This is a genomic window from Vreelandella lutescens, from assembly GCF_014640815.1.
GTDB classification, from domain to species: domain Bacteria; phylum Pseudomonadota; class Gammaproteobacteria; order Pseudomonadales; family Halomonadaceae; genus Vreelandella; species Vreelandella lutescens.
The window spans coordinates 134,148-154,518 of the sequence record NZ_BMHM01000005.1; the positions used below are offsets into that span (position 1 = coordinate 134,148).

Annotated in this window: 16 protein-coding genes and 1 CRISPR repeat array (1 of these 17 running past the window's edge); of the genes, 10 read left to right on the forward strand and 6 right to left on the reverse strand. The window is 56.5% G+C overall.

Annotated elements, in window-relative coordinates; translation table 11 throughout:
* Positions 1-172: 172 nt before the first annotated feature.
* From IEW65_RS13695 to IEW65_RS13725, 7 genes are all read left to right on the forward strand, one after another.
* Positions 173-304, forward strand: a complete 132-nt coding sequence (locus IEW65_RS13695) for an entericidin A/B family lipoprotein (RefSeq protein ID WP_188640035.1) — start codon at positions 173-175, stop codon at positions 302-304.
* A 5-nt stretch (positions 305-309) separates the two neighbouring features.
* Positions 310-840 carry a YqiA/YcfP family alpha/beta fold hydrolase gene (locus IEW65_RS13700; protein ID WP_188640175.1) on the forward strand — a complete coding sequence of 177 codons (531 nt, stop codon included), beginning with the start codon at positions 310-312 and terminating at the stop codon, positions 838-840.
* Positions 841-913: 73 nt separating this feature from the next.
* Positions 914-1,090 carry a DUF6435 family protein gene (locus tag IEW65_RS13705; RefSeq protein ID WP_188640036.1) on the forward strand — a complete coding sequence of 59 codons (177 nt, stop codon included), beginning with the start codon at positions 914-916 and terminating at the stop codon, positions 1,088-1,090.
* Positions 1,091-1,094: 4 nt separating this feature from the next.
* The gene (locus tag IEW65_RS13710; RefSeq protein WP_229755570.1) at positions 1,095-1,967 is read left to right on the forward strand and encodes a ChaN family lipoprotein; all 873 of its coding nucleotides are present in this window, start codon (positions 1,095-1,097) and stop codon (positions 1,965-1,967) included.
* Between the two features lie 461 nt (positions 1,968-2,428).
* Complete coding sequence (locus IEW65_RS13715) at positions 2,429-2,785, forward strand: hypothetical protein (RefSeq protein WP_188640037.1); 357 nt, start codon at positions 2,429-2,431, stop codon at positions 2,783-2,785.
* Between the two features lies 1 nt (position 2,786).
* Entirely contained in the window at positions 2,787-4,301 is a 1,515-nt protein-coding gene (locus IEW65_RS13720; RefSeq protein ID WP_188640038.1) for a tripartite tricarboxylate transporter permease, read from the forward strand.
* A 75-nt stretch (positions 4,302-4,376) separates the two neighbouring features.
* On the forward strand, positions 4,377-5,345 hold the full coding sequence (locus IEW65_RS13725; protein ID WP_188640039.1) for a Bug family tripartite tricarboxylate transporter substrate binding protein: 969 nt from the start codon (positions 4,377-4,379) through the stop codon (positions 5,343-5,345).
* Between the two features lie 97 nt (positions 5,346-5,442).
* Here IEW65_RS13725 and glnG read toward each other — a convergent pair whose 3' ends face one another.
* From glnG to glnA, 4 genes are all read right to left on the reverse strand, one after another.
* Positions 5,443-6,870, reverse strand: coding sequence for a nitrogen regulation protein NR(I) (gene glnG, locus IEW65_RS13730; RefSeq protein ID WP_188640040.1), 1,428 nt, complete (start codon positions 6,868-6,870; stop codon positions 5,443-5,445).
* A complete protein-coding gene (gene glnL, locus IEW65_RS13735; protein ID WP_188640041.1) occupies positions 6,867-7,925 on the reverse strand; it encodes a nitrogen regulation protein NR(II) in 1,059 nt (352 codons plus the stop codon). The genes glnG and glnL overlap by 4 nt, the downstream gene beginning before the upstream one ends.
* A gap of 210 nt (positions 7,926-8,135) precedes the next feature.
* Positions 8,136-8,621 (reverse strand): DUF4124 domain-containing protein, encoded by a 486-nt coding sequence (locus IEW65_RS13740; RefSeq protein WP_308421468.1) that lies wholly within the window; start codon positions 8,619-8,621, stop codon positions 8,136-8,138.
* Positions 8,622-8,774: 153 nt separating this feature from the next.
* Positions 8,775-10,181: a glutamate--ammonia ligase gene (gene glnA, locus IEW65_RS13745; protein ID WP_188640043.1), complete on the reverse strand. Its 1,407-nt coding sequence runs from the start codon at positions 10,179-10,181 to the stop codon at positions 8,775-8,777.
* A gap of 577 nt (positions 10,182-10,758) precedes the next feature.
* On the opposite strand from glnA, the gene IEW65_RS13750 reads away from it, so the two are divergent.
* Positions 10,759-11,355, forward strand: coding sequence for a glycosyltransferase family protein (locus IEW65_RS13750; protein WP_188640044.1), 597 nt, complete (start codon positions 10,759-10,761; stop codon positions 11,353-11,355).
* 90 nt (positions 11,356-11,445) lie between these two features.
* Here IEW65_RS13750 and IEW65_RS13755 read toward each other — a convergent pair whose 3' ends face one another.
* The gene (locus IEW65_RS13755) at positions 11,446-12,471 is read right to left on the reverse strand and encodes an acyltransferase family protein (RefSeq protein ID WP_188640045.1); all 1,026 of its coding nucleotides are present in this window, start codon (positions 12,469-12,471) and stop codon (positions 11,446-11,448) included.
* 165 nt (positions 12,472-12,636) lie between these two features.
* On the opposite strand from IEW65_RS13755, the gene IEW65_RS13760 reads away from it, so the two are divergent.
* Positions 12,637-13,536: an alpha/beta hydrolase gene (locus IEW65_RS13760; RefSeq protein ID WP_422822620.1), complete on the forward strand. Its 900-nt coding sequence runs from the start codon at positions 12,637-12,639 to the stop codon at positions 13,534-13,536.
* Here IEW65_RS13760 and IEW65_RS13765 read toward each other — a convergent pair.
* Positions 13,485-15,131: a sensor domain-containing diguanylate cyclase gene (locus tag IEW65_RS13765; protein WP_188640046.1), complete on the reverse strand. Its 1,647-nt coding sequence runs from the start codon at positions 15,129-15,131 to the stop codon at positions 13,485-13,487. The two genes, IEW65_RS13760 and IEW65_RS13765, sit on opposite strands and share 52 nt — an antisense overlap.
* Positions 15,132-15,275: 144 nt before the next feature.
* On the opposite strand from IEW65_RS13765, the gene IEW65_RS13770 reads away from it, so the two are divergent.
* Positions 15,276-15,593: a hypothetical protein gene (locus tag IEW65_RS13770; protein ID WP_188640047.1), complete on the forward strand. Its 318-nt coding sequence runs from the start codon at positions 15,276-15,278 to the stop codon at positions 15,591-15,593.
* A 64-nt stretch (positions 15,594-15,657) separates the two neighbouring features.
* Positions 15,658-20,371: a CRISPR direct-repeat array (repeat unit 28 nt; unit sequence TTTCTGAGCTGCCTGGGCGGCAGCGCAC); it runs 481 nt beyond the window's last position.

Genomic DNA, 20,371 nt, shown 5'->3' on the forward strand with positions numbered 1-20,371 from the left:
AACTGACACATGCGACAAAATCGCACGGCCTTTATGTTCACTGTCATCCCCCCCGTTGGCACAACGTGACCGAAACACGTGCTTTACAGTGGCAGCTCATTCCAACAACGCTTATGTTACTCATCACACCATCACGCCCCCGTGGGCATCGTTAGGGTATGAGGAAAACTCAATGAAACGCACAATCGCACTTGCCACACTACTGCTGGCAACGCTACTGGTCATGAGCGGCTGCAATACTGTCCGCGGCATGGGGCAAGATATTGAACAGGGCGGTGAAGCTATTCAGCGCTCGGCAGAATAATCATGATGATGACCGTCTACCTATCACACGGTTTGGAGAGTGGCCCTGGCGCGCTCAAAATGCAGGCGTTAAAGGGCATTGCCGAACAGCTGGATGACTGTGAGCCGGTCGTCATGGATTACCGGGGCATGCACGAGCCAGCAGAGCGCTTGAAACACCTCACCGCGACCTTGCTGGCTCGTGGTGACCATCCCGCCCACTGTGTGCTGGCAGGGTCTAGCCTAGGCGGCTGGCTCAGTGCTGCCGTTAGCGCTCAGACACCCGTGCTTGGCTGCTTTTTGCTGGCCCCTGCGCTCGGGCTACCCAAATACCCGGAAACCTCACCCACGATCCAAGCTCAGCATACGCATATCATTCACGGCTGGCAGGACGACGTTGTTCCACCAGGCCCGGTCATTGAGCGCGCCCGCGCACAGCGTCTATCACTCAGAATGATTGATGATGACCACCGGCTGCATAACAGCCTGGATACGATTCTGGCTGATTTCAGCCGCTTTTTAGCTCAATGCGCCGAGACGGCCCATAGCGACACTTAAAAAAGCGCGACAAATGGTCGACATTGCCCCCTCAAGTCTATACAAAGTATATACACACAAAAGGAGAGTGCTCATGTTTGGTCTATTTAAGCGCGACCCCAAAAAGAAGCTTCAACAAGCGTACGAACGCAAGCTGCAAGCAGCGATGGAAGCCTCTCGCAATGGCGATATGCGGGCTAACGCGACGCTGACAGAAGAGGCTGAAGAGATTCTTGCTGAGATTAACCGGCTCAAGGCCCAAGAAGGTTAACGCTATGCCGTTCGGCTTGGGGTTGAAGCAGGGTTCAGGATGGGCGGCCATGGTGGTTGGGTTTTTTACGAGCCATGCCCACGGAAGCTGCCCACAGCCTGGCCAATGGTGGCAAGCGGGGCACGCCCAGGTGGCTAACGCCATTCTCACTCAAGCGGCCAATCAGCAAGTGGTGCTACTAGGTGAGCAGCACGATGCCATTGACCACCACCGCTGGCAGTTGCACACCCTGGCAGGGCTACATGCACTTCGAGAAGATCTGGTGATTGGCCTGGAGATGCTGCCTAGGAGCGCACAGCCAGTACTGGACCAATGGGTGGCGGGCCAGCTCACCGAGGAAGCATTACTCACTGAGAGCCACTGGGAAGAGGCCTGGGGGTTTGATGCCGAGCTTTATCTGCCTATCTTCCAGTTTGCACGACTCCAGCAGGTGCCACTGATCGCGCTCAATATTGCGCCTGAACTACGCCAACGGCTCTCACAAGAGGGGTTTGAAAGCGTTCCTGCCCAACAGCGCCATGCGATTCCCCCGCCGCTACCCGCCAGTTCCGCCTATCAAGAGCGTTTAACGGAGGTATTTGACCAACACGCCATGGGCCAAGAGAACCCCGCGATGCTGGAGCGCTTTACCCAAGCGCAGCTTACCTGGGATATCGCAATGGCTCACAGACTGGCAGACGTTGCAAAAGACGGCACGTTAGCCGTTGGCTTAATGGGCCTAGGACACGTCATCTACGGCCACGGCGTAGAGCATCAACTGGAAGGCTTGGGGATTGAACACACCTTTAGCCTACTGCCATGGGAGCAGACCGACTGCCACCTTCCAGACCCAGCGCTGGCCGATGCCGTGTTTGTTCTTCCCCCCTTGAGGAATTAAAGCACTAGCGTGCGGCGATGCTTTGATGACGTTTTTATAATAGCTTTATAACTAAAAAGATGTCATTAACGACAGCAATACTACTAGCTACTTCAGAATTAGAGCTCACGCTTGTTACGGCTGCTATTTCTTAATGACCGCGTCACTCTCACACCCTGTTCGCTCTCGCCAGCTCATACTATCTCATCAATTTAGTTTGACCGCTAACAACATGACGCCATTAAAAATTAAACTTATTACAAAAAAATACCGTTGATTGTCGCGTTTAAACAGCGTGATATTACCAATTGATTACATGTTTTGTGGATCATAGGGTAGTTAGACTCTACTAACGTCGATAAAAAAATCCTATGACGCCCAAAACCCAGCTACAGCGAAGAAACGTATGGTCAGGCATAGGGGTCGCCTTAGTGGCGGGCTGGCTACTGATATGGCTCATTCCACGCTACGGTGGCTCAGGCATGGCCTTTGGCATGCACCCGCAGCGCTTAGCGACATTGGGTGCCTGGGTCATGTTAGCCTGCGCCGCCACTCTGGCAGTTGTTAGCTTCATTCGTCTTAAGCAACAACATGCCCCGCTTTTTCAGTCTATTCCTCTGGGCGCTCTGTGGTACCAAGTTTGGCCTTTTTTATATGTGCTTCTATTTATTATTTTAGCTGCTTACCTCCCACTTACTTGGTTAGCCCCCTTTATTATCGGATGTCTTCTAGCACTATTAGGCGAGCACCGCTGGTATGTTTTATTAGGTGCATCTGCCATTCCAACGGCAGCACTGTATCTTTTAACCGTACATTTAATGCGCATTGGAGTCGTTTAACATGCCAGAACTGAGTGCCATTACTAGCGCCTTTGGCGATGCATTAACGCTCCACTCCATTATGGTCATACTCGGCGGCGTATTGTTGGGTTACTTAGTGGGGGTTATTCCTGGTTTAAACCGCTCTGTCGCCATTGCGATTGCCATTCCATTAACGTTTTACATGTCCGCTTATGCGGCTATCGCCTTCTTGATCGGCCTTTCAAAGGGCACCGCTGCGGGCAGTGCTGTATCGGCTATTTTGCTGAACACGCCAGGAGAGCCCTCTTCGGCGGCTACCTGCCTAGACGGCTATCCCATGGCAAGTAATGGGCAGCCTCGCAAGGCGTTAAAAGTCGGCTTACTGGCCTCCGTCATTGGTGATTTACTGTCCACCCTGCTATTGATTGTTGTTGTCATTCCTTTTGCGTCTATTGCGCTTAAGTTTGGCCCCTATGAGCTGGCCGCCATTCTTATTTTTGCGCTGGTCTTTATTGCAGGCATGGCGGGCGGGTCGTTTTTAAAAGGCATGGCGGCAGGTGGCATGGGGGTGATTTTAGGCACGGTCGGCCTTGACCCCGAGACAGGTGCCATGCGTTTTACCTTTGGCTATGCTGAATTGATGGAAGGCGTGCCTATTTTACCGTTAGTGATTGGCACGTTGGCCCTCTCTGAAATGTTTGTGCAGTTAGAAGCCTACCGACGCAACAAGGGTGGACACTCTATCCACTTGGCCAACAACCCCAACGACGACTTAACTTTTAAAGAGTTCAAAAGCACCTTACCCACCATTTTTAAAAGTACAGGCGTAGGGGCATTTGTAGGCGCACTGCCCGGCCTTGGCCCTTCGGTAGGCTCCTTTATGGCCTACGGATTAGCGAAACGAGGAGCGAAAGACCCCGATAGCTTTGGCAAAGGTAACCCTAACGGCATTGCCGCCGCGGAAGCCGCTGACAACGCGGTCATACCGGCCAGCTATATCCCGCTATTTGGCTTGGGAATCCCCGGCAGCGTTTCCGCCGCCCTATTAGTCGGTGCCTTTATGATTCACGGCATCCAAGTAGGCCCGTTAATGCTGCGCGACCATCCGCAGATGCTGTTCACCATTTTCGCAGGCATGATCGTAGCTAGCCTGATCATGCTGGCAATAGGCTGGTATGGCCTGCGCTTATTCGCCAAAGTGACGGATGTTCCTCAGAACATTGTCATCCCCGTAGTGATCTTTCTCTGCCTAGCCGGCATTCAAGTACAAGGGTACGGCACCTTTGGCCTACTAACGGTCTTTGGCTTCGCTATTTTTGGCTACTTCCTGAAAAAACACGACTACTCGTTTGTCACCTTTCTCGTGGCGTTTATCGTCACGCCGATGCTGGAAATGAACCTGCGCCAAGCCGTCATTTTGTCGGGCGGAGAGATCAGCATCTTACTGCAGCGCCCTATTGCCCTGGTGTTTGTTGTCGCGACGGCTCTCTTGGTCATTCACCTGCTATGGAGCAGCTATCGCCAATATCGACAGCGCCGCCAAACCACGGCTTAACACGTCTTGATTAACACAGAGCCCTTTTACACAAAGTCCTTTAACACAAAGAAAAAACCATCGAGGAAACGACCCATGAAAAAAACACTACTCACCACTGCTATCTTATCAGCGGCACTCACCGTTGCCGCAGGCACGGCGCACGCCAACGACTTCCCCAGCAAACCTCTTACCCTGGTAGTGGGCTTTGGCGCAGGCGGTAGCACCGACATTCAGGCCCGCGTACTGGCGAACGTGCTGGAAGAAGAGCTAGGCCAACCGGTGAACGTTGTGAACCAGCCGGGCGCTGGCGGCGGCGTCGCCTTAACGCGTTTGGCGAACAATAACGATGAAGGTTATACGTTTGCCTTCGGCACCTCGATGACGATTACCTATGGCCCGCTGGCCACTGAAACGGCTTACCAGCTTGACGACTTCCGCTACGCCGCTGGCGTCACCCTAGGCCAATCCGCCATTGTAACGGGCGAAGGCCGCCCCTTTGGCGACAGCTGGGAATCGTTGGTGGAGTATGCACGCGAAAACCCCGGCACCAGCTATGCCACACAAACGGCGCTGGACCGTATGATCATTGAGTATATTGCCCAGCAAGAAGGCCTCGACCTGCGCATTGTACCCACAGCAGGTGGCGCGGGTATGGCACCGCTGATTTTGTCTGGTGATGTGGATTTTGCCTATAGCGGCGGCACCCACTCAGGCTACGCTGAAACAGGCGAAATGCCGGTCTTGCTGAGCTTGGCAGAAGAGCGCTTAGTTGCTTTCCCCGATGCGCCAAGCCTGCAAGAAGCGGGATACGACATTAACCCCGCCGAAATCCGTGTGGTCATGGTGCCTAAAAACACCCCTGACGCTCACGTTGAGCGCCTAGCAGAAGCCCTAGAAGCGGCGACCCAAGATGAGCGCTTCATCGAAATCACTGAAGAGCGCATTCTGATGCCGGTGGTCTACCTCTCCGAAGAGGAAGTGACCCAGACCCTCACCGAGCAAACAGAAAGCTACAAAGCGCTGATTGAAGAACTGGGCGGCGTACCAGGCGCAGACGAATAACCATATCGTTACGCTCACCTAAGGTGAGTAGCGTCCAATAAAAATGCCCGCTGCATAGCAGCGGGCATTTGTTTAAGAGCCGTTAAGCCCCCTCACCTTAATCATCTGCCAAGGCAGGCAGCAGCGTTTTTAGCTTACGGGTGAGCGTGTTGCGCCCCCAACCCAGCAGTTCGGCCGCTTCGCCTTTGCGCCCACCGGTGTGCTTTAAGGCGGTTTCAATCAGAATACGCTCGAAGTCGGGAACGGCCTCTTCCAACAAATGCGTGTGGCCTTCGGCCAGCGCGTGGTCGGCCCAGTCTCGAAACGCCGAGCGCCAGTCACCGTACGTACTCCCCTCAGGCGCATTCACGGTACGCAGTTCTGGCGGCAGGTCTTCTACCAAAATCTCTCGCCCTGACGCCATCACCGTTAGCCAACGGCAGATGTTCTCTAGTTGCCGTACGTTACCGGGCCACGGCAAGCGCGTTAAGTGGGCTTCTGCTTCTGGCGTCAGTACTTTGATATCGGTAGTGAGCTCTTTTGCCGCCTCGGCCAAAAAGTGGCGGGTTAGCCGGGGAATATCTTCGCGGCGCTCCGCAAGACGCGGAAGATGTACACGAATGACGTTCAGGCGGTGAAACAGGTCTTCACGAAAGCGCCCGTCGTCTACCAGTGACTCAAGATTTTGGTGCGTGGCCGCAATAATACGCACGTCCACTTTCACCGGAGTATGCCCGCCCACACGGTAAAACTCGCCGTCGGCCAACACCCGTAGCAGCCGGGTTTGCGTTTCCGAAGGCATATCACCGATCTCATCCAGAAACAGCGTGCCGCCATTCGCCTGCTCAAAGCGCCCCTGGCGCTGCTGAGCCGCGCCGGTAAACGCGCCTTTCTCATGGCCAAACAGCTCGGATTCAATCAAATCTCGCGGAATCGCCGCCATGTTCAGTGCAATAAACGGCTTGCCCGAGCGGGGGCTGTGCTGGTGCAGCGCCTGAGCCACTCGCTCTTTACCCGTACCCGACTCGCCGTTAATCAGCACCGTAATATGCGAATGGGAGAGCCGCCCAATGGCGCGAAAGACTTCCTGCATGGCCGGAGCTTCACCGATGATTTCGGCGCTTAGCCCTTCCGGCACGCTCACTGGCCGTTGACGTTCACGGGCATGGGCCACCGCGCGGCGTACCAGCGCCAGCGCCTCGTCCACATCAAACGGTTTGGGTAAGTACTCAAACGCCCCGCCCTGATAAGAGGCCACGGCGCTGTCTAAATCCGAGTGCGCGGTCATCACAATCACCGGCAGGTCAGGATGGGCTTCACGCACCCGAGACATCAAGTCCAGCCCATCAATCCCCGGCATGCGAATATCGGTGACCAGCACATCCGGCGGATTTTCTAACAATCGGGGTAGCGCTGCATCCGCACGCTCAATACATTCGACATCCAGGTCTGGCTGCGCAAGCGCGCGCTCCAACACCCAGCGGATAGCGCGGTCATCATCGACAATAACCACCCGTGCAACATCGGTACGTGTCGCCTCAGTCATGACGCTTCTCCGGTGAAATTAATAACCAATGGAATCAATAAACGAAATTCGGTGTGTCCGGGTCGTGAGTCGCATTCGATCAATCCTTGATGTTGGTGCAAAATTGACTGGGCAATCGACAGCCCCAAACCGCTGCCTTCCGCGCGGCCAGACACCATCGGGTAAAAAAGGGTTTCGCGCAGTGCTTCTGGTATTCCTGGGCCGTTATCAATCACGCCCACTTCACTCACCAGCCGGTGCCGCTCGGCGCCTAGGGTGAACTGGCGGCGGGCACGCGTGCGCAGCGTAAGTTCCGGTGAGGGGGTCCCTGCATCGCTCATGGCCTGCACCGCGTTACGCGCCACGTTCAACACCGCTTGAATCATCTGAGATTCGTCACCGGAAAGGTCCGGCAAGCTGGGGTCGTAATCACGGCTAACGGTGACCTGCGGGTGCTCGGCAATGAGCAGCGCCCGCACCCGCTCCAGCACTTTGTGGATATTGACCGGTTCGTGTTTGATGATGCGATTCGGACCCAGCATGGAGTCGACCAAGTCACGCAGGCGGTCAACTTCCTCCACGATGATATGGGTAAATTCCCGTAGGGCCGGGTCGTCTAAATCACGCTCTAGAAGTTGCGCCGCGCCGCGAATCCCGCCCAAGGGGTTTTTCACTTCATGAGCCAACCCCCGCGCCAGCACCTTAATGGTCTCTTGGCGGGTGGTCAGGGCTTCTTCTCGGGAAATCTGCATCAAGCGGTCACGCGGCTCAACTTCCAACAGCAGCTCATCCGGCGAAAGCGGTGTTACCGTGTAGTCCACGGTTAAGGGCTCGCTGTTCAGCGGGGTAATCCGCGCTTCCCGCTGAGTGTAAGGATGAAACGCATCGCGGGCTTTGGCGAGCACTTCATCAATGCTTTCATCGCCACCCAGCAGGGTATCTAAACTGATGCCCTGCACGCGGCTAAAGCTCACCGCCAGCAGCGCTTCCGCCGCCGGGTTCATCCAGCGGACGCGGAGTTCACCGTCAAGCAGCAGGACTGCCGTGGTGAGGTGTTCAAGTAAGCGCTGATACATGGCGTGTCCTGAAACGTCGCTTTGATAAATACGAAAACGCACTGATCAATGGAAAGAGTGGTATTAGAGGAGGAACTGCAAAAAGCGCGCCAATTCGGCGCAAACCGCATCTTGCACGGCTTATGGGCATTGGATGGGGGTAGCGCGAGCGTTTATAGCGCAGCAGCCCGTCCAGATCGCTGCCTTAACGCACCATTACAGTGCAATGCCTTATTCGGCAATAAAAATAGTCACCGGATCAGTGCGGTGTTGCACACGCCCCTGGTTATCTAACAGCTCTGCCTGTAGCCGATGCTGGCCAGACGGTAAGCCAGCCAACCAGAAAGCATCGCTATGCAGCGCTGATTGGCTTAACTCGCCATTGACCAGCAGTTGAATTTGATGATCGTCTCGCAGCGGTGGCACTACCTGCACTTCCACCGGCGTCATGCCTCCTCGTACGGATGCGCCACCCGAAGGGCTGGCAATCGCAAAGCGGTCGTAAGGCATAAACGGCTGCCCAGGGCGGCCCAGGCTGCGTGGGGCTGCCGCTGAAGGGCGCGACGCCGAAGGCATACTGGGCAGCGGTGCTAGCGTGATCGCATCTCCACCCCGCTCGGGGTTGTCGGTAAACGTCACATTGCCCTGCTCATCCACCACGCGATACACCGTTTGTGACTGAGCCACGCTTACCCACAGGCACAGCAGGAGTGCCACCGCTGTGGATAAACCTATTCTGCATTGCAAATGCCGCCTGCACATCATTGGCCCCTTCCTCATTTTGCTTCCATAAAAAAACCCCGCCGAAGCGGGGTTTTCAGGCTAATCACACCGCAAGGGTGATTTTAGCACCGTCCTTAAAGACCGTTCTTAGCAAGAGTAGTACATGTCGAACTCAATCGGGTGAGTCGTCATGCGGATACGCTCAACGTCTTCCATCTTCAGTTCGATGTAGGCGTCAATCATATCGTCGGTGAACACGCCACCTTCGGTCAGGAACGCACGGTCAGCATCGAGTGCTTCCAGTGCTTGATCCAGGCTGTTAGCCACTGTCGGTACGGACTTGCCTTCTTCTGGCGGCAGGTCGTACAGGTTCTTATCCATGGCATCGCCAGGGTGGATCTTGTTCTTGATACCGTCGATACCCGCCATCAGCATCGCTGCGAACGCCAGGTAGGGGTTGGCAGTCGGATCAGGGAAACGAGTCTCTACACGCTTGCCTTTCGGGCTAGCGGTGTAAGGAATACGGATAGACGCAGAGCGGTTACGAGCACTGTAGGCCAGCATAACCGGTGCTTCGAAGCCAGGCACCAGACGCTTGTACGAGTTGGTAGACGCGTTGGTGAAGGCGTTCAGGGCACGAGCGTGCTTGATGATACCGCCAATGTAGTACAGCGCCATTTCAGACAGGCCAGCGTACTCGTCGCCCGCGAACTGGTTTTGGCCATCTTTCCAGAACGACTGGTGTACGTGCATACCAGAACCGTTGTCGCCTACCAGCGGCTTCGGCATGAAGGTAGCGGTTTTGCCGTAAGCGTGCGCCACGTTGTGGATCACGTACTTCATTTCCTGAACTTCGTCAGCTTTCTTCACCAGCGTGTTGAACTTCACGCCGATTTCGTTCTGACCCGCGTTAGCCACTTCGTGGTGGTGTACTTCCACGGTCTGGCCAATCGCTTCCAGGGTGTTACACATAGCGCCACGGATATCGTGGAAGCTATCTACCGGAGGAACCGGGAAGTAGCCGCCTTTCAGACGCGGACGGTGGCCCAGGTTGCCGCCTTCTACTGTGCTGTCGGTGGCCCAAGCGCCCTCGTCAGAGGTAATTTTGTACATGGAGCCTTGGATATCAGACTTCCAGTGTACTTCGTCAAAAATAAAGAACTCAGGCTCTGGGCCGAAGAAAGCGGTGTCGCCCAGGCCAGTAGACTCAAGGTAAGCTTCTGCACGCTTAGCGATAGAGCGCGGGTCGCGGTCGTAGCCTTGCATGGTAGCAGGCTCGATGATGTCGCAACGCAAAATCAGGGTAGCGTCTTCGGTGAAGGGGTCCAGGAAGCCAGTGCCGTCTTCCGGACGCAGGATCATGTCAGACTCGTTGATACCCTTCCAACCATTGATGGAAGAGCCATCGAACATTTGACCGTTTTCAAAAAACTCTTCATTCACGTCGCGTGCCGGTACGGTGACGTGCTGCTCTTTACCGCGCGTGTCGGTGAAACGCAGATCTACCCACTTAACATCATGTTCTTCGATTAGCGCGAGAGTCTTGGCTGACATAGTGTCCTCCGATATGAGCGTGGCTTAAAGCGTGTAACTGTAAGCTATCGATAAAAGTGTTATTCAACAAATCGTTCAACACGCAGCTGCATGTGGCGCGTTTGTCTTTTTTGTTCGCTTAACGTTTGCTTGACGATAGATAACAAATCGCTCAGCGATCATTTCAGACCGGCTATCGTTGTAGCACGCCGCGAGGCTTCTGCCTACGACCCGCTAGCCGCTGTAAATCTACTTGCATCACTGCCTGCAAGCTACTTGCAAAATAAAAGCACATAGCGTGCCAACTCTGCACCATAATGGATTTAAAAAATATCAAGCCATTGTTTTTTAACTATAAAAATCATACTTCTAGTGCTTCTTAATGCAGCAGGTGCGTATTAAAAAGGGGGGAGAACATCACTATCACGCCCCTTGCGCACAAACTTGGTGCAACAATTAAGCAAAACGCACCAAAAATGATCGCAAAAAAATAATCATCCATCATTTTCGTTAAAAACTTTCTCTTGCTACACAAAGAAACCCACACCTACAATAAATTACAATCAGACAGGTTTCATAACAAAGGGAAGCCGCGTGCATGGGTACGGTTTGCTTTATCGTAGATGCTTCGGTGACAGGAGCCTTGCTACCGCGCCACTTACGCTCTATTCGCCAGTCAGGTCTTGCTGACCACGTGGTGCCCATCATTGTGACTTGCCCACAGGCCGACGAACGGCTCACCGACCTTGAGCAGCGCTATCACGCCCACTGCCTCGTCACGCCATCTCACACGCTGGGTGCGCGCCTCAATCAAGCGGCGTATGTCAGCCAAGCGGAGTGGCTGCTGATTGCACTGCATAAAGAGCCTATGGCGGCGCAGCTTTGGTACTTACTCTACCCCCAGCTTAATACCGCCATGGATGCGCTGTTAATCAACGCTGCCGCCCCGCGACTGTCAGAACGGCTACTGCTGCACTTTCTCAGCTCTGCTGTCACAGTACCTCCCTATATCGCTATTCGCCGTGCATGGCTTGAGCGCATTGGCGGCTTTGATCCGGAGTTGGATGAGCCGGCCCTGCTCGACTTTCTGCAGCGACTTTACGCATGCCCTACTCGGCTCAAATCCTTAAGCGGTGAATCACTAGGCCTTGCACGAGGGTCGCCCGTCGGCGCGTCTCCCCCCGACTCGCCATAGCGCCTACGCCCCCTGCCTTTCTGTGCCTCTGCTCTTTGTAAAATCTCTCCGTTTACACCGCTTACTGCTACTGCTCACTGTTTGAATCGCTCAGACCTTCAACCGTTTACCAAACAGCATCGCTCCCCACGTAGTGGTATTGACCGCTTTATTAAGCAAAATCGACCCAACGCCACCGACGAGAATCAACAATAGCGCGTAAGCCTCCAGCGGCAGGGTTGTGGTGCCCACCAGCGTATCGGTCAGGGTAAAAAACATCGGATGCGCCAGATAAATACCAAATGAGTACGCATTGATATAGCGCACCCAGCCAGGTGCTCGACGCCCTTTTAAGCCACGCATGAGCGCCAGTGTGAACAACACAAAAAAGGGAATGACCCACACTTCTTTAGAGGAGAACGCCAGCCAGTGGGCAAAGGTGGCCAGCACGATCACACCAACAAACAGCGCAAGCCAACGCGGCTGAGAAAGGGTTTGCAGCCAAACAGGGCGCTCAATTAACGTTTCTGAAGGTGTTAACGGGTAATAGCGCACCAACACCAGCGCCAAGAAAAACAGATACACCCAGCCTAGCGGAGCAATCCACAGCAAGTAGCCCGGCGGCTCAATCTCAAACCAATACGCTAAGCCCCAATACGCCATGCTCACTATACAGGCGGCCCATAGCCAAGGCACCGGATGCAAGCGCCACAGCTGCCAGCGCGTATAGGCCCAATACGCGGCATAGAACTGCATGGCAATTATCAAAAAATAGCCGTGCCAACCCGCATAAATAAAATAGGCTTTTGCGTTTTCCCAAAAGCCCACGGCATCATCACTACCGGCCAAGTTCCACCACTGAGCAGTGGAGTAAATGAACCCGTACACCAAATAGGGCAGCATGACGTATTTCACTCGCTGCAACAGAAAGCCCGGCGGCACTTGTTTATCGTAACGAACGGCAAACACAAACACAGAGATAAACAGAAACACCGGCGTGCCTAGCACCAGTGGAATTCGCATCAGGTCGGTCACCACGTTGTCCACACGCTGATTCAAATGATCCAGCCAGTGAAATAAAAATACGGCTACACAGCCGTAGGCACGCAGCCAGTAAATCTCCTCTACTTTTTGCATTAACCCTCCCGCCACGCCACTGCTGCTAGGCTTAGATATAGGCTTATATGAATGAACACCTTGGCTTACAGCGTTGTCCGACCCCTTAAACGCCGGTAAATTCCTGGAGGCTTTGTGCTCAAAAAACCGACCATTGCGCGTTGCACACGCTGGGCAGGCTATGTTGTGGGTGTCTTCGGCTGGCTAACGCTGAGCAGCATGACCCTGGCGGGCGAGGTATCCCGAGAACAGTTTTTCTCGCCCACACTAGGTTACGACTACCCCTACACCGTGTATTTACCCGATGGCTATGACAAACAAGCGTCAGCGCCTTACCCCGTGATTTACCTGCTGCACGGCTCTTTTGGTAACGAACTGGATTGGGCGACGCGAGGCAACCTTCCCCAAACCGCCGACCGGCTGATAGAAGCCGGGCATTTGCCCCCGGCGGTGTTTGTGATGCCCGGCAGCCGAAGCTGGTGGGTAGATGGGCGCAATGAAGCTGCACGCAGCGCCTTTTTCAACGACTTGTTACCGCACATTGAAGCCACCTACCACGTGGGAACGACACGCCAGCTGCGCGGCGTGGGGGGGCTTTCAGCGGGCGGTTATGGGGCAGTGAACTTCGCCCTAGAACGCCCGGATATGTTTGCCGCCGCGGCGGCACTTAGCCCGGCCAGTTACGTGCCGGCACCGCCTGCCAACTCCTCTGCCACCCGGCATCCGGCATTTTTAAACAAGCAGGGAGAGTTTGACCAGGCGCTTTGGGAACAGCTGAATTACACGGCGCATTTAGAAGGCTACCGCTTACAGGTAACGCCGCGCCCCTATGCTGAGCAAAGCGACACCCCACCCGTGCCGCTCTACATCAGCGCCGGACGCAGCGACGTGTACGATGCCGAGTTTCATGCCCGCCAGCTTCGCCAAACCATGGAGCGCATTCAACCCGGCGATGTGCGGCTAGATCTGTACCCTGGCGGCCATACATGGCGCGTATGGCGGGCCAGCTTACCCGCCGCTCTCAACTTTATGTTTCAGTACGTTGGTGCATCGGAAGAAACACTGGCAGAGGCCAGCGGAGAGTAAAGCACGGCCCGGTTGCGCCCCTCGGCTTTCGCTTGATACATCGCCTGATCAGCGCAATGAATCAAGGTAGCTTCATCACAGGCGTGCAGCGGAAAGAGCGACACGCCAATGCTCGCAGAGACACGCACCTCGCCTACCGACAACATAAACGGCTCTGCCAGCGCTTGGCAGAGCTGATTAGCCACCACCCAGGCGGTGTCCTCTGTGACGGGGCCGCCTAGCAGTGCCACAAACTCATCACCACCAATGCGGCCGACCATATCAGTGCCGCGTAGCCGAAGCCGCATACGCTGGGCCGCCTCAGTGAGTAACTGATCGCCCACGCCGTGCCCCCAGCGGTCATTCACCGGCTTAAAGTGGTCTAAATCGATAAACAGCAGCGCTAATTGGCCACCTTCGCGTAGCGCCTTTACCAGCGCTCGCCCCAGCTCGCCAAAAAACATCGCCCTGTTGGGCAGGTCGGTTAAGGTATCGTGCTGAGCTAAATGGAGCACCCGCTGCTCCATCTCCCGGCGAGGGGTAATATCGTGGGAAATCCCTAAAAAGCTCGTGACGCTCCCCTGCTCATCGACCAGCGGTGCCCCGTTGGTAAAGTGCCAGCGCCACTCACCGTTGGCATGCTGTACGCGGTACTCAATCAACCCCTGCGGCTCGGCGGTGTGGTACACCTTGGCGATATAGCGGCGGCACGCTTCTAGGTCTTCTGGGTGCAGCACAAAACTCATGTTGCGCCCTAACACCTCGTGCACTTCATGCCCCAAAATGCGTGGCCAGTTCGGCGATATATAGGTCAGGGTGCCGTCTGCGCTCAGCGTATAAATAATATCGTTGGCCTGTTCAACCAATTGCCGGAACCGCTGCTCGCTGGATTTCAAGGCCGACTCTAAGGCCTTACGCTGGGTGATATCGTTGGCGTAGCCTGTCCATACTATGCTGCCATCCGGCTCATGACGGGGGTGGTCGATGGCCTCCACCCACAGCATGTTGCCGTTGCGGTGGAACATCCGGAACTCGTGTTTCCAAGGCATTAACGTTTGCGCGCTTTCCAGCGAGCTGTCAATCACCGCATCGCGATCCCCTGGGTGAATGTTGGCCAGCAGCGCTTGTGCATCGTCTAAGGCCTCATCGACCCGAATGCCAAACAGCTCCACCACGCGCTGCCCCACATAGGTGTAACGCCACGCCCCCTCTAACGAGTAGTGCAACTGATAAATAAAGCCCGGCAATTGCGACAGCAGAGCATCCAAAGGCTCGCCAAACGGCAGCGCTTGCTGGAAAAGCGACCCGCAGACCGCGCGGTACTCCCCTTCATTCACGGGTGAAAGCTGCAGCTGCCAGCTGCGCGACGACTCCCCCCAGGCCACCATGAGCTCCTGCGCCGCCTGCTGCTGGTCGCAGGCTTGGACAGCGGCTAGTACGTTGCTAACGTCTAATGGAAAGCAGCTTGCCAGAGCCAGTTCACTGTTCTCAGCGGCCCAGCCCACCACGCGCCGAAAAGCCGCGTTCGCAGACACATTCATCGCACCAGGGGCTGAACGTTCCACCACAAAGAGCGGTGTGCCCGACTGCTCAAATAGCGCACGGTACGGATGCATCGCCACCTCTCCCCAGGTTCCCTTAAACGAGTAAGTTAAGCGCACAGGCCAAGGCTGTCTATGGACATTGGCCGAGTTCAGCCAACGCACACTACACTGAAAGCGCTTTCTTATTTTCTAACGGCTTATGTAAGGACACTGACCATGCATCAACACGTTGAATGGGACGACCCCGGCAGCGCCAGCGTCGCCGCCCACTTTAAAAACGACCCCGACCACACGCCTCCCTACCCCGGCGCGGTTCTTTCCGCCCGTTACCAGGGCCGCATTGTGCGGGTCAAAGTTGAAACCTACCGGGAGGAAGACGCCGTCAGCATCGGCAGCGTTGCCGCCATTCTCGACCAGCACGGCCACCGTTTTAAGTCGCACCAAAAACTCAACGTAGGCGATATAGTCCGGCTCCCCGACGACAAACGCGCCATGGAACGCTGGGTAGAGGATGACGAAGAAGAGAAAGAGTAAGTGATGGAGGCCCCGCTGGCGGGGCCTGGCATTACCCACCACTGCCAGCACTCCACACCCTACTACTGAAAGCTGCCTGGGCGGCAGCGCACAGGCTTATCGGTGCCTCCAGGCGGCGCGTCATTTTCTGAGCTGCCTGGGCGGCAGCGCACCCCGCCTTACGGCCATACTTCGGAAACAGCTTTTTCTGAGCTGCCTGGGCGGCAGCGCACCTGAAGACGTCAAGGCGTTGTGTAAGCCCATCTTTCTGAGCTGCCTGGGCGGCAGCGCACACCTTTGCTCGTTATTGTCGCCACCGTTATTATTTCTGAGCTGCCTGGGCGGCAGCGCACCGGCTGATGCTACGGCTACGGCCAATTTGCCAGTTTCTGAGCTGCCTGGGCGGCAGCGCACATTGGCGGTCGTTCTTCGACCCGGATGAGTTCGTTTCTGAGCTGCCTGGGCGGCAGCGCACTTCGAAACCCTCATTGCCGAGATGATTGTCGCTTTCTGAGCTGCCTGGGCGGCAGCGCACTCACGCCAAAACTTAGGTTCATCTCTTCCGGCTTTCTGAGCTGCCTGGGCGGCAGCGCACGCCGTCACTTTCCATCGCATCGGCGCATGGGTTTTCTGAGCTGCCTGGGCGGCAGCGCACCTCGGCACGTAGTTCGGCTACGCGCTTTTGCATTTCTGAGCTGCCTGGGCGGCAGCGCACGACCAATCTCTTTTAATGGGCTCTTTTTCTATTTTCTGAGCTGCCTGGGCGGCAGCGCACCACGCAGGTACACGCGAGCTACGCGCATCGTCTTTCTGAGCTGCCTGGGCGGCAGCGCACCTAGTTATCTCTATCGTATATATGACGGTGAGTTTCTGAGCTGCCTGGGCGGCAGCGCACTCGACCCACCAGATTACTTAAACGCACTCCCATTTCTGAGCTGCCTGGGCGGCAGCGCACCCTGAACAGAAGCCGACAGGAGAAGAGAGGAATTTCTGAGCTGCCTGGGCGGCAGCGCACTGGAGTATCTTTATCAACTCCGTACTGCGCTATTTCTGAGCTGCCTGGGCGGCAGCGCACCGCTCGCACGCAGCGTTCCTTGGTAGGGGTAGTTTCTGAGCTGCCTGGGCGGCAGCGCACTGGGTCGCTTCGGACTGCGCCGCTTCCACCGTTTTCTGAGCTGCCTGGGCGGCAGCGCACGATTTTCCAGGGGCCAGAACTACCCGCCGGACTTTCTGAGCTGCCTGGGCGGCAGCGCACTCGCCGTAATCCTTGAGCTGCCGCATGAACATTTTCTGAGCTGCCTGGGCGGCAGCGCACTAGGTCTGCTGGTTTACGCACTTTGTCTGAATTTTCTGAGCTGCCTGGGCGGCAGCGCACCGCAATCAGCGAAGAACTAGACCCTTGGCGACTTTCTGAGCTGCCTGGGCGGCAGCGCACATCAAAGGCACCGGCAAAGGCGTCGCTGAACGTTTTCTGAGCTGCCTGGGCGGCAGCGCACTGGCCACCGCGTTTGAAGCGGCCAACCTGGCATTTCTGAGCTGCCTGGGCGGCAGCGCACCCTCATTGCAGGTGGGGGTTGCCATGCGATGATTTCTGAGCTGCCTGGGCGGCAGCGCACTCGTAGCCGTAACGCCCATCCGGCCAGCGGTCTTTCTGAGCTGCCTGGGCGGCAGCGCACCGGGGCGTGATGAGTGTGAGGTTGCCGCCCACTTTCTGAGCTGCCTGGGCGGCAGCGCACCTTAACCCGGATTTTCTGCTGGCGCTGGGGCGTTTCTGAGCTGCCTGGGCGGCAGCGCACGGCGTACCAAATTGCGGGGCAGTCGGTGCAGTTTTCTGAGCTGCCTGGGCGGCAGCGCACTCACCGTCAAAGCCGAAGATGACGCCATGGAATTTCTGAGCTGCCTGGGCGGCAGCGCACGATGAGCGCATCGTTCGCGCCGGCGCGTTTCTTTTCTGAGCTGCCTGGGCGGCAGCGCACGTTGAGGTCGCGAGACCGTGAAACATTCCAAATTTCTGAGCTGCCTGGGCGGCAGCGCACACCACTGGCTTTGACGCGCCGCATATTGACGTTTTCTGAGCTGCCTGGGCGGCAGCGCACAAAGTCTGTCGGACTGTCGGAAACCGCATCACTTTCTGAGCTGCCTGGGCGGCAGCGCACCGATGACGGTGAATTGGAGCCCACCAACTTTATTTCTGAGCTGCCTGGGCGGCAGCGCACTTGGGTGATCCGCTAACGTTGCGTTTTAGTATTTTCTGAGCTGCCTGGGCGGCAGCGCACTCATGGCAAAACTGAGCAAGGCGGTAGCGGGATTTCTGAGCTGCCTGGGCGGCAGCGCACGCCAGCCGATCTGCCGACGTGGGCCACACGGGTTTCTGAGCTGCCTGGGCGGCAGCGCACCTTGAGTCCCAGTGCTTGGCGTTCCACAAAAATTTCTGAGCTGCCTGGGCGGCAGCGCACTGCCCGGTGGTCTGGCAGGCTTTGATGATGCTTTTCTGAGCTGCCTGGGCGGCAGCGCACCCGCGTGAAACGCGCATTGCGTCGTTTTGGATTTTCTGAGCTGCCTGGGCGGCAGCGCACCAATGTGGTCAGTCCATCTTCAACGTGGCGGCTTTCTGAGCTGCCTGGGCGGCAGCGCACGCGCTTATCGTTACTAAGTCCCAGGGTATTCATTTCTGAGCTGCCTGGGCGGCAGCGCACAGGCGGTCGGCAAATACATCAACGCCGTTGCCTTTCTGAGCTGCCTGGGCGGCAGCGCACCGCTATTCGTCACGACATTGCCATGCTGCTAATTTCTGAGCTGCCTGGGCGGCAGCGCACGATTAATCAGGCAGAAGGTGTAATAGAGTTTGTTTCTGAGCTGCCTGGGCGGCAGCGCACACGGTGACCGTGTTTAAAGTCGTAAATATATATTTCTGAGCTGCCTGGGCGGCAGCGCACGAATGCACGATCATCTTGGGTCATCCTTCCCATTTCTGAGCTGCCTGGGCGGCAGCGCACGTATTACAACCGAAGCGATTTTAAAGCGGCATTTTTCTGAGCTGCCTGGGCGGCAGCGCACTTCGATGCGTACTTTTTGTTCAATGGCCTTGCTTTCTGAGCTGCCTGGGCGGCAGCGCACACTTCAACAGGCAAGCCCTTTTGCTGCCAGTCTTTCTGAGCTGCCTGGGCGGCAGCGCACCATGCTAGTGAACGGCAGTATATGGGTGCGGTTTTCTGAGCTGCCTGGGCGGCAGCGCACCATTCAGTGCCGCAGTGTGGGCAGGCGTAGGTTTTCTGAGCTGCCTGGGCGGCAGCGCACCTGTTTATATAGCAGGCTCTTTGCACGCTGACTTTCTGAGCTGCCTGGGCGGCAGCGCACACTCCCTCATGCCAAACAAGGGTTTTTGCTACTTTCTGAGCTGCCTGGGCGGCAGCGCACGTGGACAATGTGCTGGGCGGCGCCTGGGCAGATTTCTGAGCTGCCTGGGCGGCAGCGCACGACGAACAACAGCCAAGTGCTGCCAATGATCGTTTTCTGAGCTGCCTGGGCGGCAGCGCACGCTCTGCGCTCATAGCGCCTCCTGGAACTCATTTTCTGAGCTGCCTGGGCGGCAGCGCACTCAATACCCTGGTGCATTTCAATCGGGCGTTTTTTTCTGAGCTGCCTGGGCGGCAGCGCACAGTAACGGCAACACCGCGTCAATCCAAAACGATTTCTGAGCTGCCTGGGCGGCAGCGCACACGGCGGCAGCGACGGCGGTGGCGATGTTCCTTTTCTGAGCTGCCTGGGCGGCAGCGCACTTCGATGATGCCCTTGTCGATCTGATGGTGATTTTCTGAGCTGCCTGGGCGGCAGCGCACTTACCGTTCTCTATTCCTCTTAATTCCCCGATTTTCTGAGCTGCCTGGGCGGCAGCGCACGAGCTGGTCGGGGGGTAGCTCGCCTTCGTCTATTTCTGAGCTGCCTGGGCGGCAGCGCACAGCGTTATAGCGTTTTAGAGAAATTGGTTAATTTTCTGAGCTGCCTGGGCGGCAGCGCACCCTTTGTAGTCCGGCGCGCCAGTGCGATTGATTTTCTGAGCTGCCTGGGCGGCAGCGCACTCGTAATGCATACGGTGCAGGCGGTCATAGTATTTCTGAGCTGCCTGGGCGGCAGCGCACTTCATGACCATTATGAGTGCCCACCCTTTCATTTTCTGAGCTGCCTGGGCGGCAGCGCACGTGCTTACTCGTGTTGATGTGTGTCGCAATATTTTCTGAGCTGCCTGGGCGGCAGCGCACGCCGTGGCTGACCCAAAAGGGCGTATCTCATGTTTCTGAGCTGCCTGGGCGGCAGCGCACGGCAGTTGGGCGGCGTTGAGATTCGCCGTGATTTTCTGAGCTGCCTGGGCGGCAGCGCACGTCTAATCCCTAGAAACGAGAAAACCCCGGATTTTCTGAGCTGCCTGGGCGGCAGCGCACTAAGCAGGCTGCTTATGCATAGCACCCTTTGTTTTCTGAGCTGCCTGGGCGGCAGCGCACTTTCCATGATTTTCTATCCTTAGGATGCTTGGTTTCTGAGCTGCCTGGGCGGCAGCGCACGGAGCGACACAGGCGCGGGTGCTCATCCGCCGTTTCTGAGCTGCCTGGGCGGCAGCGCACTGCATGCGTATTACCCAAGCCTTGAGGGCGAGTTTCTGAGCTGCCTGGGCGGCAGCGCACCTCACCAAACATATTGGCTTAGATTGGCCCCATTTCTGAGCTGCCTGGGCGGCAGCGCACATAGTTGCTTTGCGGGCTTGCTCGACGGTATCTTTCTGAGCTGCCTGGGCGGCAGCGCAC

What these genes read in the sequence shown, in the direction of transcription:
- IEW65_RS13710 (WP_229755570.1), top strand. Translation starts at nt 1,095, where the DNA reads ATGCCGTTCGGCTTGGGGTTGAAGCAGGGTTCAGGATGGGCGGCCATG.
- IEW65_RS13750 (WP_188640044.1), top strand. Translation starts at nt 10,759, where the DNA reads ATGGGTACGGTTTGCTTTATCGTAGATGCTTCGGTGACAGGAGCCTTG.
- IEW65_RS13695 (WP_188640035.1), top strand. Translation starts at nt 173, where the DNA reads ATGAAACGCACAATCGCACTTGCCACACTACTGCTGGCAACGCTACTG.
- IEW65_RS13705 (WP_188640036.1), top strand. Translation starts at nt 914, where the DNA reads ATGTTTGGTCTATTTAAGCGCGACCCCAAAAAGAAGCTTCAACAAGCG.
- glnG (WP_188640040.1), bottom strand. Translation starts at nt 6,870, where the DNA reads ATGACTGAGGCGACACGTACCGATGTTGCACGGGTGGTTATTGTCGAT.
- IEW65_RS13725 (WP_188640039.1), top strand. Translation starts at nt 4,377, where the DNA reads ATGAAAAAAACACTACTCACCACTGCTATCTTATCAGCGGCACTCACC.
- glnL (WP_188640041.1), bottom strand. Translation starts at nt 7,925, where the DNA reads ATGTATCAGCGCTTACTTGAACACCTCACCACGGCAGTCCTGCTGCTT.
- IEW65_RS13700 (WP_188640175.1), top strand. Translation starts at nt 310, where the DNA reads ATGATGACCGTCTACCTATCACACGGTTTGGAGAGTGGCCCTGGCGCG.
- IEW65_RS13715 (WP_188640037.1), top strand. Translation starts at nt 2,429, where the DNA reads ATGGCCTTTGGCATGCACCCGCAGCGCTTAGCGACATTGGGTGCCTGG.
- IEW65_RS13770 (WP_188640047.1), top strand. Translation starts at nt 15,276, where the DNA reads ATGCATCAACACGTTGAATGGGACGACCCCGGCAGCGCCAGCGTCGCC.
- glnA (WP_188640043.1), bottom strand. Translation starts at nt 10,181, where the DNA reads ATGTCAGCCAAGACTCTCGCGCTAATCGAAGAACATGATGTTAAGTGG.
- IEW65_RS13755 (WP_188640045.1), bottom strand. Translation starts at nt 12,471, where the DNA reads ATGCAAAAAGTAGAGGAGATTTACTGGCTGCGTGCCTACGGCTGTGTA.
- IEW65_RS13765 (WP_188640046.1), bottom strand. Translation starts at nt 15,131, where the DNA reads ATGCATCCGTACCGTGCGCTATTTGAGCAGTCGGGCACACCGCTCTTT.
- IEW65_RS13720 (WP_188640038.1), top strand. Translation starts at nt 2,787, where the DNA reads ATGCCAGAACTGAGTGCCATTACTAGCGCCTTTGGCGATGCATTAACG.